Below are 15,232 nucleotides of genomic sequence, written 5' to 3' on the forward strand. Positions count from 1 at the left end.
TGGCCGCTGCCCACCCATCTATTGTTCCGGTCCGGCTTGTGCAATGGCACAGGCCTCTATCAAAATGCAGCTTCACGGCTTCCTTCAGGAACCGAGTGAAGCAAAAAACCCGCCCGCAGCCTGCACGGAGCATGTTCGATGACGCCTTTCCATCTCGCCTTTCCAGTCCGTGATCTCGATGAAACCCGCATTTTCTATGGCGAGGTGCTGGGCTGCGCGATCGGCCGCTCCTCGGCGTCCTGGGTCGATTTCGATCTCTTCGGCCACCAGATGTCGGCGCATTTGCGGCCACAAGCCGCGCCGGCCCCAAGCGACGGCAAGGTTGATGGCATTTTGGTGCCGATCCCGCATTTCGGCGCCGTGCTGTTGATGGACGAGTGGCAGCGCCTGGCGGCACGGCTGGAAGCGCGCGACGACATCGACTGGCTGGAACGGCCGATGGTGCGCTTCAAGGGAGAGCCCGGCGAACAGGCGACGCTGTTCATTCGCGATCCCTCAGGCAATGCCTTGGAATTCAAGGGTTTCCGCTCGCTGGAGCAGGTTTTCGCACATTGAGGCAGAGCGAGCCTGGACTTACGACCCGGTGACCGGCGTCCAGATCACATCCTCGATCTTCCGCGCGCCGGTCGCCAGCATCGCCAGCCGGTCGAAGCCGAGCGCGATGCCGCTGGCCTGCGGCATGATGGCAAGGGCGGCGAGAAAATCCTCGTCCAGCGGGTAGCGCTCGCCATAGATGCGCTCTTTCTCATCCATTTCGAGGATGAAGCGCCGGCGCTGCTCGGCCGGGTCGGTCAGTTCGCCAAAGCCGTTGGCGAGCTCGACCCCGCAGCAATAGAGCTCGAAGCGCTCGGCGACGCGGGCATCTCCGGGGCTCGGCCGGGCAAGTGCAGCCTCGGCGACCGGGTATTCGCACAGGATGGTCGCGCGGCCGATGCCAAGATTGGGCTCGATCTTTTCCACCATGACGCGGCTGAACAGGTCGGCCCAGCTGTCGTCGGGCGCCGTGCGCAGGCCGGCCTTGATCAAGGCGGCGTAAAGCGCCTCGCGGTCTGTGCTCCCGTCGGCGGCGACGGTGGCCAGGAGATCGATGCCGGAATAACGGGTGAAGGCATCCGCCACCGTCAGCCGCTCGGGCTCGGCGAACGGATCGCAATCGCGGTCCCTGAAGGAAAAGCGCGTGGCCCCTGCCCTGGTCGCGGCCAGCGCCAGCAGATCGGCGCAGTCGCGCATCAGGCTCCCATAGGTCTCGCCCACCCGGTACCATTCGAGCATGGTGAATTCGGGATGGTGCAAGGGGCCGCGCTCGCGATTGCGCCAGACCGGCCCCAGGCTGAAAATGCGCCGCTCGCCGGCGGCAAGCAGCTTCTTGCAGGCGAATTCCGGCGAGGTGTGGAGGTACAGCGGCGACCGCGCACCATCGGGCCCGACCACCTCGGTGGCGAAAGCCGCCAGATGGGCCTCGTTGCCGGGCGAGATCTGCAGGGCCGCCGTTTCCACCTCGATGAAATCCTGGGCCGCGAACCAGTCACGCAAGGCGGTGGTCAGGCCGTTGCGCAGCATCAGGCGCGGGCGACGGTCGGCGTGAACGTCAGGCGTCCACCAGGGCGAAGCGGCGGTCATCGCCGGGCTGCGGGCGTGTCAGTTTGCACTGGGGGCTGGCGGTTCGCGCCGAGATGCGCTAGGCCCCCATCCAGCGCCGCAGAAGCCGGCAAACGCCCATCAACTCTCGCAGGATAAAAAACCGTGGTGAAAGTCATCGCCAGTTCGCTCCGCAAAGGCAATGTCGTCGAAAAGGACGGCAAGCTTTATGTGATCCTCTTTGCCGAAAACATCCACCCAGGCAAGGGCACGCCGGTGACGCAGCTCGACATGCGCCGCATCGGCGACGGGGTGAAGGTCTCGGAGCGCTACCGCACCACCGAGCAGGTGGAGCGCGCCTATGTCGAGGAGCGCGAGCACACCTTCCTCTACGCCGACGGCGAAGGCTATCACTTCATGAATCCGGAAACCTACGATCAGGTTGCGGTGTCGGAAGCCGTGGTCGGCGACGCCGCGCCCTATCTGCAGGAAGGCATGCCGGTGCAGGTCTCGCAGTTCAACGGCATCGCCATCTCCCTGGTGCTGCCGCAGCGCGCCACCTTCGAAGTGGTCGAGACCGAACCGACGACAAAGGGCCAGACGGCATCGTCCTCCTACAAGCCCGCCGTCCTCTCCAACGGCGTCCGCACCACCGTGCCGCCGCACATCGCGCCCGGCACCCGCGTGGTGGTGATGACGGCGGATGGCGCGTATGTGGAGCGGGCGAAGGACTGAGGGGGGCACCCTTAGGTCCGCCAATCCCAAGCTGGAAGCCAAGCGATGCCTCACTGTTTGAAACAGTGCTCGCGATGCCATTGCAAAAAATGAGGATGTGGGCGCTCAATTTGGCGGCGGGGCGGAATCGCGCGGCGAGTCCTGTTTATGAACGTCTGCACGCTTGCCAGGTCGTTAACCTGCCTCGATATCAGGATTTCCAGATCGTCCGATAGGCTGATTAGTCCTCGATCGAACATCCAATGCGCGGTACCGGATAGCGCGATCCCATTGCTGACGATATCTGGTCCATTCTTTTCGACAGGTCGAATATGGGCGGCAGAAACCTCTGCTCGACCGCCTCCATTTATCAGCTTCAGTCCCGTGATCGCACAGCGCTCGTCATAGGCGCGCAAGACGATGCGGCGGAAAATATGGTCCCGCACGATTCGCGATCCGATGTAGCTCACACGATCACGACTCTGCTCGAACTGGAATGCGGCCCCCTCGTCCTCAAACCCGGAGGAAATGCCGGTCTCATCCACGCGTGGCAGCAGCAACTCACGGGCATCAAGGCCAAGATCGACAATACGGTTGAAATCGCTTGGACTGATTGGCCGGACGGCAGATTGAGCGCGGCCGGAAATCCGTCCTTGGTCGTTAAGCAGACCCCGCTCAGCGAGACCGTCTGTCCCATTAAATGGAACAGGATTGGCAAAATCGAGGTATGATCCTGGCTCAATCAAAGCGAGATACATACCAGGCGCAGCGGGATCGGGAATAACCTGCTGGACTTTGGCCATGGCGAAATAGCCGCGGGTATCATCCACTTTGCTTGGTTCGTAGTAGATGATCCAGTCACCAACGCATGCTTCCACACGACGCAGATACTGGCTGGGGAACTGATATCGCTCAGCGGGGCTGTCGTCGTAGATCGAATCCGACCGGTGGATGAAGACCCCGAATCCCATGATCTTCCTGTAATTTAGGGGATATCCGCCGAGATGTAGCACCAAAATTCGATCTTGGAAGCTTAGTCTAGGCCAGAGAAACTACCCTCTCCGACAAACCGCTCCAGATTTTTTCACTGGGGCAGTCGCAAAACGTCCCTGCGGTTCGTCCTTTGAGCAAAGAAGGAGGACGCCATGAGAAAACTTATCGTCACCGAATTCATCAGCGTCGATGGCATCGCCGAGGTCGAGAAGCTGCCAAGCATCACCTGGAACGATGAGATGAACAGCTTCAAGGAGGACGAACTGGCCGACAGCGGCGCCATGCTTCTGGGGCGCACGACCTATGAGATCTTTGCCGGTTCGTGGCCTGATGAAACCGGAACCTTCGCCAATCGGTTCAACGCGCTGCCGAAGTATGTCGCTTCCAGCACCTTGAAGGCGCTCGACTGGAAACCGGCCGAACTGCTCAAGGGGCCACTGCCGGTGGCGGTGCGAGCCCTGAAGGAAGGGAGCGGCGGCAACATCTATGTGCATGGCAGCCTCAGCGTCGCGCAGGAACTGCTGCGCCACGGTCTGGTCGACCGCGTCAGGCTGCTCAGCTATCCCGGCGCTGTCGGCCAAGGCAAGAAGCTGTTCCCGCCTGTTGAACAAGTGCCGCTTGAGTTGATCTCCGCAACGCCATTCAGCAACGGGGTTGTAGCGCTTGAGTATGTGCCGGTGGCGGCGAAGTCGTAATGGGCTTCCATGCCTGGATGACAACAGTAGTCGACCTTGGCGACCAATTGCCGGCGTCGCACCGTCCTTACCCGACTTTCTTGGCCCGCCTCCCCTTGGCGGCGGCGCCCCGCGCCTCCACCACCCGCTCCACCTCCCGCTTCAGCTGATCCTTGATCGCCACCGTCTCGTTCATCAGGGCGTCGATTTTCAGGAAATCGAGCACGCGGTATTTCGACACTGTCGGCCGGACCAGGATATCGGGCTGGGTTTGTCTCAGCTTGTTGGCGGTGATCGATTGCATCATCAGCTGCGTGGCGCCGAACATCAGATCGACGGAGGTGGGGTGCTTGCGGTCGGCTTCTTCCGGCGCGCCGACCACGTCGACGCCGATGATGATGTCGGCATCGTTCTCGATCAGGTCGAACGGCACGGGGTTGTAGATGCCGCCGTCGATCAGCAGGCGGCCGTTGCGCATCACCGGGCGGAACACGGCGGGGATGGCGGCCGAGGCGGCAAGTGCCGAATGCAGATCGCCGTCGTCGAACACGGCGAGCTTGTGGCCGAAATAGTCGGTCGCCGTCACCTTCAGCGGGATCTTCAGCTCGGCGAAGGTTTCGGGAATGGCGTCGGGCAGGAAGGCCTTGAGGATGCGCTCGACATTGAACTGGCTGACGCGGATGCCGCCCTGCATGGCTTCGGCGATCGTGCCCGGCCGGGCCCGCCACATGCGGCTTGCCACCTCGGCGCGCCGGCCGAGGACCGAGCGGGCGTAGTCGTGGATGTCCTTGCCGGTCATGCCGGCGGCCATGCCGGCGCCCATGATGGCGCCGATCGACGAGCCGGCGATCGCCACCGGTCGGATGCCGAGCTCGTCCAGCGCCTCGATGACATGGATATGCGCCAGGCCTCGTGCGCCGCCACCGCCGAAGGCTATTCCAAAAGTCGGGCTCATCCCTTGCCGGCTCCGGCCAGCGGAGGTCCGACGACCATGATGGTCGGTTCGGCCGACAGCAGCTTCTTCGCCGCCGCCTTGACCTGGTCGAGCGTCACCGCGTTGATGTAGCCGGCGCGCCGCTGCATGTAGTCGATGCCGAGATCGTCGAGCTGCAGCTCGACCAGCGTCGCGGCGATGGAACTCGAGGAGTTCAGATTGCTGATTGCGTAGGCGCCGATCAGATATTTCTTGGTTGCGGCGAGCTCAGCCTCGGTCGGGCCGTCCTCAGCCAACCGCTTGGCGACGGCGCGCACGATGCCGAGCGTCTCGGCCGCGCGATCCGATCGCGTGCCGGTGGTGACGATCAGCGCGTTGGCGTGGTCCTGGTTGACCAGCGAGGAATCGACGCTGTAGGCCAGCCCGCGCTTTTCACGCACCTCCTGGAACAGGCGCGAGGTGAAGGTGCCACCGCCGAGGATCTCGTTCATCAGCACCGCCGGGAAGAAATCCACAGCCTTGCGCTTCACGCCGGGCCAGGCGAGCTGCAGCGAGGTCTGCGGCAGATCGTAATTGACCTCCAGATGCTGCGCCAGCTTCGGCTCGATATCGGCGACAGGGGCGAGCGCCTGTTTCTCAGGCAGGTTGCCGAACACCATGTCCAGCTTCTTCTTCAACGTCCCGGCATCGATGGCGCCGACCACGGCGACATGCAGGCCGCCGCGTGCGAACACCGCCTTGCGCAGCGCGTTGAGATCTTCCTGCGTGATGGCGGCGATGCTCTGCCTGGTGCCCTGGTCGGAACGCGAATAGGGGTGGTCGCCATAGATGGCGCGGGCCCATCGGTTCTGCGCGACCGTGTCGGGGTCATTCTCGTTGGCGATGATGCCGGACAGGATCTGGGCGCGGATGCGGTCGATCGGCGCCTGGTCGAAGCGCGGCTCGTTGACCGCCAGCCGCAACAAGTCGAAGGCCTCGTCGCGCTGTTCGGCCAGCATGCGCATCGAGCCGTAGATGCCGTCGCGGTTCTCCTCGAAGCCCATCTCGGCGCCGGCATCGTCGAGCCTGATCTGAAAGGCTTCCGAATCGAGCGGGCCGGCGCCCTCGTCGAACAGGCCGGTCATCAGGTTGGCCAGCCCTTCCTTGCCCGGCGGATCCTGCGTCGAGCCACCGCCGAAGACGAAACGGACGCTGACCACCGGCACGGAATAGTCCTCCACCAGCCAGGCGGTGACGCCCTTCGAGGAGGTGACGGACTGGATCTCCATGGCGCGGGCGGCAAGTGCCGGCAGGACGAGGAAGAGGATGGCGAGGACGAAAGTTGCGAGCGTGGTGGCCACGCGCGGTCTTCCCTTCTCCCCTTGCGGGAGAAGGTGGCCGAGCGAAGCTCGGTAGGATGAGGGGTGCTCCAGCTTGGCAAGGACGGCACTCTGTCGCGCACCCCTCATCCGTCTCGGCGCTGCGCGCCGATCCACCTTCTCCCACAAGGGGGAGAAGGGAAGGCGCGTTCACGGCTTCGTGTATGTGCATCGACCGCTTCATCATCAATTCCCCGCCTGTTGCTGCGGCAAGAGATAGCCGGTGGTCGAGTGGGCCAGCACCAGATAGCGCGCGGCGACGGCCTTGACCTCGTCCGCGGTGACCTTGCGGATGCGGTCGGGCCATTGCTGGACATCCTGCACATTGCCGCCGGTGGCCAATGTCGAGCCATAGATTTCGGCCATGGAATCCTGCTTGTCGCGGGCAAAGACCATAGACCTGACATAGCGGTCCTTGGCCTTTTCGAGTTCTCCGGGCGTGACGCCGCCGCTGGCGATACGCGCCACCTCCGCATCGACAGCGACTTCGATGTCGGCGAGCCTGGCGTCGCCGCGCGGCGAGCCGTAGACGGTGAAATTGGTGTCGTCGAGCATGGTGCCCTGGAAATACGCGCCGGCGTTGGAGGCGATGCCCTGCTTGACCACCAGCGCCTGGTAGAGCCGGCTGCGGTTGCCGCCACCGAGGATCTCGGCAAGCAGATCGAGCGCTTCGGCCTCGCCCGGCTTGGCGGTGTGGTAGGACGGCACCACCCATTGCGTCGAAAAACTGGGCACGCTGACGCGAGCGTCGGAAAGCGTGACGGTGCGCTTGGTGTTCTGCTCCGGCTCGACCGGGCGCACGCGCGGCGGCAGGTCTGGCCCGCGCGCCACCTTGCCATAGGTCTTTTCAGCCAGCGCCCGCACCGCGTCGGGCTCGACATCGCCGGCGACGATCAGCACGGCGTTGTTGGGCCTGTAATACCTGTCATAGAAGGCGGTGGCATCGGTGCGGTTGAGCTGCTCCATCTCCTGCATCCAGCCGATCACCGGAATGCGGTAGGGCTGGTTCTGCCAGAGCGTCGCATCGACTTCCTCGTCGAGCACCGCCTGCGGATTGTTGTCGATGCGCGAGCGGCGCTCCTCGAGGATGACATCGCGCTCGGTCTTGATGACGTCGTCGGTGAGGATGAGGTTGCGCATGCGGTCGGCCTCGAAGCTCATCATCTGTTCGAGCGCCGAGGGCGCCACCGTCTCGTGGAAAGCGGTGTAGTCATAGGAGGTGAAGGCGTTGTTGGAGCCGCCGATATCGGAGACGGCACGGTCGAACTCGCCGGCCGCGTGATGGGTCGTCGCCTTGAACATCAGGTGCTCGAAGAAGTGGGCGATGCCGGATTTGCCCGGCGGCTCGTCGGCGCTGCCGATCTTGTACCATACCATGTGGGTGACGATGGGCGCACGGTGGTCGGGAATGACGACCACTTCCATGCCGTTGTCGAGCAGGAAATCCGTCACCTTGAACTCGGCCGGCACGGTGTCGGGCAATACGGGACTGGCGGCCGGCACCGGGCCGGTCATGACAAAAGCCAGCGACGTCGCCAGCAGCGCTGCCCGCAGCCATTCAACCCTGGGTGTCATCAATGGCTCCGGTTTTCTCTTCGTTTTGACGCAATTCCCGTGGGAAAACCGCTTCACACTTTTCCTGGAATTGCTTGGACAGGACGATAGGCAAGGTGCTGGCGACAAGCAAAGCGAATTGTTGTTGCCGGCAAAGGCGGCGGCAAAGAGGCCGCTGAACGCGGGCGTGTCAGCCAGCCTCGATGAAGCGGATGATGGTCTCGCCGTAGTTGCGCTCGTCGAGCACGGAAAAGCCGGCGCCTGGCTCGAAGGGAACCGCCGCGGTCTCCTCGACCACGCAGAGTGCGCCGGGCCGCAGCCAGCCGCCGGCCTTGGCCGACTGCAGGGCGCGCTCGCCAAGGCCCTTGCCATAGGGCGGATCGGCGAAGACGAGGCCGAACGGGGTCAGCGTGCCGGCTTCGCCAAGGGCGGTTGCGTCGCGGCGGAAGATCTTGGTGCGGCCGGTCAGCCCGAAGGCCTCGACATTGTCGCGGATCAGGCCGCGGCCTTCGGCCGATTCCTCGATGAACACGCCATAGGATGCCCCCCGCGACAGCGCTTCCAGGCCAAGCGCGCCGGTGCCGGCAAACAGGTCGAGCACGCGCGCGCCGTCCAACTGCTCGCCAAAGCGATGCGCCAGCACGTTGAAGACGGCCTCGCGGGTGCGGTCGGTCGTCGGACGGATGGCACTGCTGCGGGGCGTCGCCAGCGGACGCCCGCGAAACTCACCGCCGACGATTCTCATTTAAGTCCGGGTCTCATTTAAGTCCGGTCTCATTTCGTCCTGGGCCCCTTCGGACCGCCGCGCGGCCGCTCACCGCCACCGACGCCGCCAGGACGCTCGCCACGCGCCTTGCCGAACGGTTTTGCGCCGCCCGGTTTGCCATAGGACGGCTTGAACGACGCCTTGCGCGCCTTGGCTTCGGCCGCTTTGGCAGCGTCGGCTTCCGCCCTGCCCTTGCCGATCGGCCGGGCACCCGGCGCCATCCAGACATTGGCCTTGCGCTGGCCGGGCGGCTCGATCGGCCGCTGCTCGCGCTCGGGCTTCTTGCCGCCAAAACCGCCACGAGGCTTGTCACCGAAGCCACCGCGCGGCTTGTCGCCAAAATTGCCGCGCGGCTTGTCGCCAAAGCCGCCGCGTTCGGGCCTCGGACCGCGTTCGCCAAAACTCTTTTCCGGCCTCTCGCCTCTATCGGGACTGGTCGACAGCTTGCCCAGAGCCTCGTCGCGGCTGCCTTCGCGGCGCTTGCGGTTCTTGATCAGACCGCCCTCGCCGATCGGCCGGTGGTCGCCCTCGCGCATAATTTTCGGCCGCTCGGCTTCTTCCTGACGCGGTTCGGTGCGCCGCACCGGCTTGTTGGAGAACGGCTTTGAAATCTCGGCGTCGAAATTGGCGCCGGATTCCTCGACCAGGCGCTCGCCAAGCTGGTCGCGCAGCACGCGGCCCTTGATCTCCAGCACATGGCCTTCGGGAAGATCCTCGAGCTGGAAAGGACCGTAGGAGATGCGGATCAGCCGCGTCACGTCGAGGCCGAGCGCGCCGAGGATGTTCTTGACCTCACGGTTCTTGCCTTCGCGCAGCCCGATCGTCAGCCAGGCATTGGAGCCCTGCTCGCGGTCGAGGCTGGCTTCGATCGCGCCATAGAAGACACCGTCGACGGCAATGCCCTCGCGCAGGCCGGCAAGCGCGCTTTCCTCGACCTTGCCGTGGACGCGCACGCGGTAGCGGCGCAGCCAGCCGGTGGCCGGCAGTTCGAGCACGCGCGACAGGCCGCCATCATTGGTCAGCAGCAGCAGACCCTCGGTGTTGATGTCGAGCCGGCCGATGGTCATCAGCCGCGGCAATTCGGCCGGCAGCACGTCGAAGACGGTCTTGCGGCCTTCCGGATCCCGGTTGGTGGTGACCACGCCGGCAGGCTTATGGAACAGGAACAGGCGCGTGCGCTCGATCGGCGGGATTTCCATGCCGTCGAGATGGATAATGTCACCGGGCATCACATTGAAGGCCGGCGAGGCCAGCACTCGGCCATTGACCTTCACGCGGCCGGCGGCGATCAGGTCCTCGGCATCGCGACGCGAGGCAAGACCGGCGCGCGCCAAGCGCTTTGCGATCCGTTCACCGGCTTCTTCTTCTGCCTCGGCGGGACGCGGGCGGGGCTTGAAGCCGCCGGACGCGCCTTGCGGACGATCGCCGAAGTCACGCTTGGGGCGATCGTTGAAATCGCGCTTGGGACGGTCGCCAAAATCGCGCTTGGGACGGTCAAAGCGCCTTTCGCCACCTTCCGCAGAAGCAGCCGGGCGGTCACCGCGCGGCGCGTAAGGCTTGCGCGGTCCTTCGCGCTTCTCATAGGGTTTGCGCTCGCCTTCGGCGGACATTGGACGGTCGCCACGCGGGGCGTAGGGTTTGCGCGGACCTTCGCGCTTCTCGTAGGGCTTGCGCTCGCCTTCGGCCGCCACAGGGCGATCGCCACGCGGGGCGTAGGGCTTGCGCGGACCTTCGCGCTTCTCGTACGGCTTGCCTTCGGGGCGCGGCCCCTTGCTGAACGGCTTGTCGCCGCTCTTGAAGTTGCGCTTCGGCCGCTCGCCCTCGGCGGCCATCGGACGATCGCCGCGCGGCGCGTAGGGTTTCTTGGCGCCGAAGGACGGCTTGCCACCGCCACGCGGGCCTGCGGGTTTCTTGCCCGGGCCTTTTTGGCGCGGAGATTTCTTGTCGTTGTCGTCCATGTGGCCTTTGTCCGTTTGCGCTGCTACAGCGTGGCGCATCCTTTCGGGCGCGCAACGAACGCTGTAGCACTTTTGATTTGGCGCATGATCATTTCCGAAAATCGAGTCCGATTTTCGAGGTTATGCGCTCAATAACAGGATCATCAGAGTTTGTCAGGGAAAAGTGGAGACCGGTTTTTCCGGAAAGACAAACGAAAACCAAAAGCCTGGAGCGGCGAGGACACAATGGGAATGGAAACCGCGTGAAGCGGCCGGATTTCATGGCCGTGGCGCTGAAAGAGGCCGAAGCAGCCGCCTTGCGCGGCGAAGTGCCGGTCGGCGCCGTCATCGCCAGCGGCGGCACCGTCGTCGCCAGTGCCGGCAACCGCACCCGCGAGCTTGCCGACCCTACGGCGCATGCCGAGATGCTGGCGATCCGCGAGGCCTGCGGCAAACTGGCGACCGAGCGGCTTACCGGCCACGATCTCTATGTGACGCTGGAACCCTGCGCCATGTGCGCCGGCGCAATTTCCTTCGCCAGGCTGCGCCGTCTCTATTTCGGCGCCGCCGACGAAAAGGGCGGCGCGGTGGTCAACGGCGTGCGCTTCTTCGCCTCACCGACCTGCCACCATGCGCCCGACATCTACCCGGGGATGGCCGAGACCGAAGCGGGCCTGCTGCTCAAGGGATTTTTCAGGGAACGTCGCGACTGAACCGGGCGCCGTGCCCGTCCACAATCGACGCAGCCGGCTGTTACAGGGACGGCAGCCAGTCGAACCAGCCGCCCTTCTTGCCTTCCGCCTCTTTCTTCAGGCGGCGTTCCTTCTTGTACTCGTCCTCGCCGAGTTCGTTCTGCGGCGCTTGATCGGACGCGACACGGTAGGCCAGTGGCGGCTCGCTCAGATATTTGCGGGTGTTGGGATTGCCCTGCTTGCCTTCGGCAAGGCGGCGCTGGATCTCGGCGGCGCGGCCCTTGTCGGAATCCGCGGGCGTCCAAGCCGGCGGGTGACTGGAGCCTGATTCGGCCATAGCCTTCTTGATCGCCTCGGGATCGGTCTGCACGTCGTCAACGATCTCCGACTGATAGTTCGGATCATCCTGGTGTGCCGTGGCGTCGGCGCGCAGGCGAGCGCGGCGCTGCTCGGGCGATTCAGGCCATTCGGCGCTCGCCGTCTGGATGCTGTTCTGCGGCGCCGGCAGCGCTTCCTTCTGGCCAGGTGCCGGCTTCACCAGCGTCGGGCGCGGCTTGTAGTCGATCGGGTCCTTGCGCTTCGGCGCGAAGGAAACGGCGCCGGTGAGATCGCCGGCCAGCTGTTCGGCGGCAGTCTTGTCGGTTCCATAGGTCGGAGAGCCCATGCAGCCGGACAAAGCGAGGCCCGATGCGACAAGCGGCGCCAAAAGCGCAAGGCGCGCGTTATATCTCTCGGTCATGCCAAAAAGTCCCACTCTAGACAGCCTTTCGATTGCCACCGGCCTTGTGTCCGGTCCCCATCGTCCAAGCACTTGCGACGGAAATCCGGCGACAATTTGTCTTCCGGAGTTTCGCGTGTTTACCTCAACCACTCATTAAGGGCAACGCGCGGGCGGATCAGCACCGCCCGGCGTGGTATTTGTGCACCGATATGCCGGGCATTCTGGCCGCGCATGCCGTGATCCCAAAAGCCGCCATGCACTTTTGGGTAACATGCATCAGAGCCGGCCGAGCGCCTTCAGTTCACGCAGCACGGCGGCATCGCGCGCCGAGACATCGGGAAATTCCGTGTCCTGCCCGACATCGGCCGTGTAGCGCCAGGAGCGCGCGCATTTGACCAGGCCGCGATCCTCGGCCTTCTCGACCACCACGGCGACGCCCTTGACGTCGTCCAGGGTGAAGGCGCTCTGCGGCGCCTGGCCATCAGCAATGACGAGATCGCTGGTGATCGCCATCTCGGCCATGTCGACATCCGATATCGCCGCCTCGAGCGCCGCGTCGTTGATCGTGACCACCGGTACCGCCTCCAGCGAGGAGCCGATCACCTTCTGGGCACGCGCGATCTCGAGCGCGCCGGTGACGACGCGGCGCACCTGCCTGACCTTGCGCCATTTCTCCGCCAGGGCTTCGTTCTTCCAATCCGCCGGGATTTCCGGGAACTGGTCGAGGTGCACCGAGACCGCATCGGGATGACGGTCGAGCCAAGCCTCCTCCATGGTGAAGGGCAGCATCGGCGCCAGCCATTTCACCAGGCAGTCGAAGAGATGACGCACCACCTGCACGGAAGCCTTGCGCTTCGCGCTCGACGGCGCGTCGCAATAGAGCGCGTCCTTGCGGATGTCGAAATAGAAGGCCGACAGCTCGACCACCATGAAATCGATGAGCGCGCGGGTGATGCGCTTGAACTCGAAGGCGTCGTAGCCCTGGCGCACCACCTCGTCGAGTTCGGACAGCCGGTGCAACATCAGCCGCTCCAGCTCCGGCATCGCTTCCAGCGGCACATTCTCGCCATCGTCATGGGCGAGCGTGCCCAGCATCCAGCGGACGGTGTTGCGCAGCTTGCGGTAGGCGTCGATGTTGGTCTGCAGCACGTTCTTGCCGAGCCGCTGATCTTCCCAATAATCCGTCGTCACCACCCAGAGCCGCAGGATGTCGGCGCCGGACTGCTTGATCACGTCCTGCGGCACGACGGTGTTGCCGAGCGATTTCGACATCTTGCGCCCGTCCTCGTCCATGGTGAAGCCATGGGTGACGACCGTGTCGTAGGGCGCCCTGCCCCTGGTGCCGCAGCTTTCGAGCAACGAGGAATGGAACCAGCCGCGATGCTGGTCGGAACCCTCGAGATAGACATCGGCCGGCCATTTCAGGTCAGGACGGTCCTCGAGCGTAAAGACATGCGTCGAACCCGAATCGAACCAGACGTCGAGGATGTCCATCACCTGCCGCCACCGGGAGGCATCGTGATTGCCGAGGAAGCGTTCCTTGGCGCCAGCCGCGAACCAGGCGTCGGCGCCTTCCGTCTCGAAGGCGTCCATGATGCGCTGGTTGACGGCCTCGTCCTTGAGCACATTGCCGTCCTCGTCGGCGAAAACGGCGATCGGCACGCCCCAGGCACGCTGACGCGACAGCACCCAGTCGGGCCGTTCCTCGATCATGGCGCGGATACGGTTCTGGCCTGCCGCCGGCACGAAACGGGTGTCGTCGATCGCCTTCAGCGCGCGGCTGCGCAGCGTCGTGCCGTCGCCGAGATCCTTGTCCATATAGATGAACCACTGCGGCGTGTTGCGGAAGATGATCGGCTTCTTCGACCGCCAGGAATGCGGATAGGAGTGCTTCAGGCGGCCGCGCGCGAACAGCGCGTTGCGCTTGATCAGCTCGTCGATGACCGCCTGGTTGGCGTTCCCCTTCTTGCCGTTGTCGTCGATGACGCGCGCGGGCCCGCCCTCGCGGTCCGGGCCGAAGCCCGGCGCGTCCCTGGTGAAGAAGCCGCCATCGTCGACCGTGAACGGGATCGCGGTGTCGACACCGCGCGCGCGCAGGTCGGCAGCGGAATCCATCCAGGCATCGAAATCCTCGCGGCCGTGGCCGGGCGCGGTGTGGACGAAGCCGGTGCCCGCATCGTCGGTGACATGGTCGCCGGCGAGCATCGGAACGGCAAATTCGTAGCCGCCGCCAAGACCCTTGAACGGATGCGAAAGCGTAAGACTTCCAAGCTGTTCGGCCGAAACGCTGTGAAGGCGATTCAAGGTGACCTTGGCCTTGGCCGCGCAATCTTCCGCCAGAGCATCGGCAAAGATGAGCTTCTCGCCCGGCTGCGGCCCGAAGGCATTCTCGGCCGCGGTGACCTCGTAAAGACCATAGCCGATGCGCGGCGAATAGCTGACGGCGCGGTTGCCGGGGATGGTCCAGGGCGTCGTCGTCCAGATGACGACATGAGCTTCCAGCAGGTCCAGCGACGTCTCGGTCAGCTTTGCCGGCCCTACGGTATTGGCGACCTCGCGGGCAAGGCTGACGACCGGGAATTTCACCCAGATCGTGTCGCTCTCATAGTCCTGGTACTCGATCTCGGCCTCGGCCAGCGCCGTGCGCTCGACGACGCTCCACATCACCGGCTTCGAGCCGCGATAGAGCTGGCCCGACATGGCGAATTTCAACAATTCGCCGGCGATGCGCGCCTCGGCGTGGAAAGCCATCGTCGTATAGGGGTTCTTGAAGTCGCCGATGACGCCGAGGCGCTGGAACTCGCCGCCCTGCACGGAGATCCAGTGCGCGGCGAATTCACGGCATTCCTTGCGGAACTCGTTGACCGGCACCTCGTCCTTGTTCTTGCCCTTGGCGCGGTACTGCTCCTCGATCTTCCATTCGATCGGCAGGCCGTGGCAATCCCAGCCGGGCACGTAGTTGGAATCATAGCCGCGCATCTGGAACGAACGGGTGATGACGTCCTTGAGGATCTTGTTCAGCGCATGGCCGATGTGGATGTTGCCGTTGGCGTAGGGCGGGCCGTCATGCAGCACGTATTTCGTGCGGCCGGCGGCTTCCTCGCGCAGCTTGCGGTAGAGGTCCATATCCTGCCAGCGCTTGACCAGCACCGGCTCTTTCTCGGGCAAGCCGGCGCGCATCGGGAAATCCGTCTGCGGCAGGTAGAGCGTCTTGGAATAGTCGATCGTTTCAACAGTGTCGGTCATTGATCTGCCATCTGCATAGCCCGTCGGCACAAAAGCCGGGGCGTTGAAGTCTTTGGTTGACGCAT

13 protein-coding genes are annotated in these 15,232 nt (G+C 64.3%); 4 read left to right on the forward strand and 9 right to left on the reverse strand.

Annotation, left to right across the window (positions count from 1 at the left end; genetic code table 11):
* Positions 1 to 138 precede the first annotated feature (138 nt).
* Positions 139 to 555, forward strand: coding sequence for a VOC family protein (locus MESOP_RS24985; RefSeq protein WP_013896114.1), 417 nt, complete (start codon positions 139 to 141; stop codon positions 553 to 555).
* A gap of 18 nt (positions 556 to 573) precedes the next feature.
* On the opposite strand, the gene epmA is transcribed toward MESOP_RS24985, so the two are convergent.
* The gene (epmA, locus tag MESOP_RS24990; protein WP_013896115.1) at positions 574 to 1,620 is read right to left on the reverse strand and encodes an EF-P lysine aminoacylase EpmA; all 1,047 of its coding nucleotides are present in this window, start codon (positions 1,618 to 1,620) and stop codon (positions 574 to 576) included.
* A gap of 126 nt (positions 1,621 to 1,746) precedes the next feature.
* Between epmA and efp the strand changes: the two genes are divergently transcribed.
* On the forward strand, positions 1,747 to 2,313 hold the full coding sequence (gene efp, locus MESOP_RS24995) for an elongation factor P (RefSeq protein ID WP_023766508.1): 567 nt from the start codon (positions 1,747 to 1,749) through the stop codon (positions 2,311 to 2,313).
* A 50-nt stretch (positions 2,314 to 2,363) separates the two neighbouring features.
* Here efp and MESOP_RS25000 read toward each other — a convergent pair whose 3' ends face one another.
* Entirely contained in the window at positions 2,364 to 3,263 is a 900-nt protein-coding gene (locus MESOP_RS25000; protein ID WP_013896117.1) for an HNH endonuclease, read from the reverse strand.
* Between the two features lie 174 nt (positions 3,264 to 3,437).
* On the opposite strand from MESOP_RS25000, the gene MESOP_RS25005 reads away from it, so the two are divergent.
* A complete protein-coding gene (locus tag MESOP_RS25005) occupies positions 3,438 to 3,980 on the forward strand; it encodes a dihydrofolate reductase family protein (RefSeq protein ID WP_013896118.1) in 543 nt (180 codons plus the stop codon).
* A 67-nt stretch (positions 3,981 to 4,047) separates the two neighbouring features.
* On the opposite strand, the gene MESOP_RS25010 is transcribed toward MESOP_RS25005, so the two are convergent.
* From MESOP_RS25010 to MESOP_RS25030, 5 genes are all read right to left on the reverse strand, one after another.
* Positions 4,048 to 4,914 (reverse strand): patatin-like phospholipase family protein, encoded by an 867-nt coding sequence (locus tag MESOP_RS25010; protein ID WP_013896119.1) that lies wholly within the window; start codon positions 4,912 to 4,914, stop codon positions 4,048 to 4,050.
* Positions 4,911 to 6,233: a M16 family metallopeptidase gene (locus MESOP_RS25015; protein WP_013896120.1), complete on the reverse strand. Its 1,323-nt coding sequence runs from the start codon at positions 6,231 to 6,233 to the stop codon at positions 4,911 to 4,913. Before MESOP_RS25015 ends, MESOP_RS25010 begins: the two co-directional genes overlap by 4 nt.
* Positions 6,234 to 6,437: 204 nt before the next feature.
* A complete protein-coding gene (locus MESOP_RS25020) occupies positions 6,438 to 7,826 on the reverse strand; it encodes a M16 family metallopeptidase (protein ID WP_013896121.1) in 1,389 nt (462 codons plus the stop codon).
* A 169-nt stretch (positions 7,827 to 7,995) separates the two neighbouring features.
* Entirely contained in the window at positions 7,996 to 8,550 is a 555-nt protein-coding gene (rsmD, locus tag MESOP_RS25025) for a 16S rRNA (guanine(966)-N(2))-methyltransferase RsmD (RefSeq protein ID WP_013896122.1), read from the reverse strand.
* Positions 8,551 to 8,579: 29 nt separating this feature from the next.
* Positions 8,580 to 10,529 carry a pseudouridine synthase gene (locus MESOP_RS25030; RefSeq protein WP_013896123.1) on the reverse strand — a complete coding sequence of 650 codons (1,950 nt, stop codon included), beginning with the start codon at positions 10,527 to 10,529 and terminating at the stop codon, positions 8,580 to 8,582.
* A 242-nt stretch (positions 10,530 to 10,771) separates the two neighbouring features.
* Between MESOP_RS25030 and MESOP_RS25035 the strand changes: the two genes are divergently transcribed.
* Positions 10,772 to 11,221: a nucleoside deaminase gene (locus tag MESOP_RS25035; RefSeq protein WP_013896124.1), complete on the forward strand. Its 450-nt coding sequence runs from the start codon at positions 10,772 to 10,774 to the stop codon at positions 11,219 to 11,221.
* Between the two features lie 40 nt (positions 11,222 to 11,261).
* Here MESOP_RS25035 and MESOP_RS25040 read toward each other — a convergent pair whose 3' ends face one another.
* Together MESOP_RS25040 and ileS are read right to left on the reverse strand one after the other, a co-directional pair.
* Positions 11,262 to 11,939: a metal ABC transporter substrate-binding protein gene (locus MESOP_RS25040; RefSeq protein ID WP_013896125.1), complete on the reverse strand. Its 678-nt coding sequence runs from the start codon at positions 11,937 to 11,939 to the stop codon at positions 11,262 to 11,264.
* A gap of 258 nt (positions 11,940 to 12,197) precedes the next feature.
* Positions 12,198 to 15,167 (reverse strand): isoleucine--tRNA ligase, encoded by a 2,970-nt coding sequence (gene ileS, locus MESOP_RS25045; RefSeq protein ID WP_013896126.1) that lies wholly within the window; start codon positions 15,165 to 15,167, stop codon positions 12,198 to 12,200.
* Positions 15,168 to 15,232: the final 65 nt, after the last annotated feature.

The sequence above is a fragment of the Mesorhizobium opportunistum WSM2075 genome (assembly GCF_000176035.2).
GTDB classification, from domain to species: Bacteria; Pseudomonadota; Alphaproteobacteria; order Rhizobiales; family Rhizobiaceae; genus Mesorhizobium; species Mesorhizobium opportunistum.

Bases quoted from the DNA above. Each gene is read 5' to 3' on its own strand.
- ileS (WP_013896126.1), bottom strand. From the start codon at position 15,167: ATGACCGACACTGTTGAAACGATCGACTATTCCAAGACGCTCTACCTG.
- MESOP_RS25040 (WP_013896125.1), bottom strand. From the start codon at position 11,939: ATGACCGAGAGATATAACGCGCGCCTTGCGCTTTTGGCGCCGCTTGTC.
- MESOP_RS25020 (WP_013896121.1), bottom strand. From the start codon at position 7,826: ATGACACCCAGGGTTGAATGGCTGCGGGCAGCGCTGCTGGCGACGTCG.
- MESOP_RS25000 (WP_013896117.1), bottom strand. From the start codon at position 3,263: ATGGGATTCGGGGTCTTCATCCACCGGTCGGATTCGATCTACGACGAC.
- epmA (WP_013896115.1), bottom strand. From the start codon at position 1,620: ATGACCGCCGCTTCGCCCTGGTGGACGCCTGACGTTCACGCCGACCGT.
- rsmD (WP_013896122.1), bottom strand. From the start codon at position 8,550: ATGAGAATCGTCGGCGGTGAGTTTCGCGGGCGTCCGCTGGCGACGCCC.
- MESOP_RS24985 (WP_013896114.1), top strand. From the start codon at position 139: ATGACGCCTTTCCATCTCGCCTTTCCAGTCCGTGATCTCGATGAAACC.
- MESOP_RS25005 (WP_013896118.1), top strand. From the start codon at position 3,438: ATGAGAAAACTTATCGTCACCGAATTCATCAGCGTCGATGGCATCGCC.
- MESOP_RS25010 (WP_013896119.1), bottom strand. From the start codon at position 4,914: ATGAGCCCGACTTTTGGAATAGCCTTCGGCGGTGGCGGCGCACGAGGC.
- MESOP_RS25030 (WP_013896123.1), bottom strand. From the start codon at position 10,529: ATGGACGACAACGACAAGAAATCTCCGCGCCAAAAAGGCCCGGGCAAG.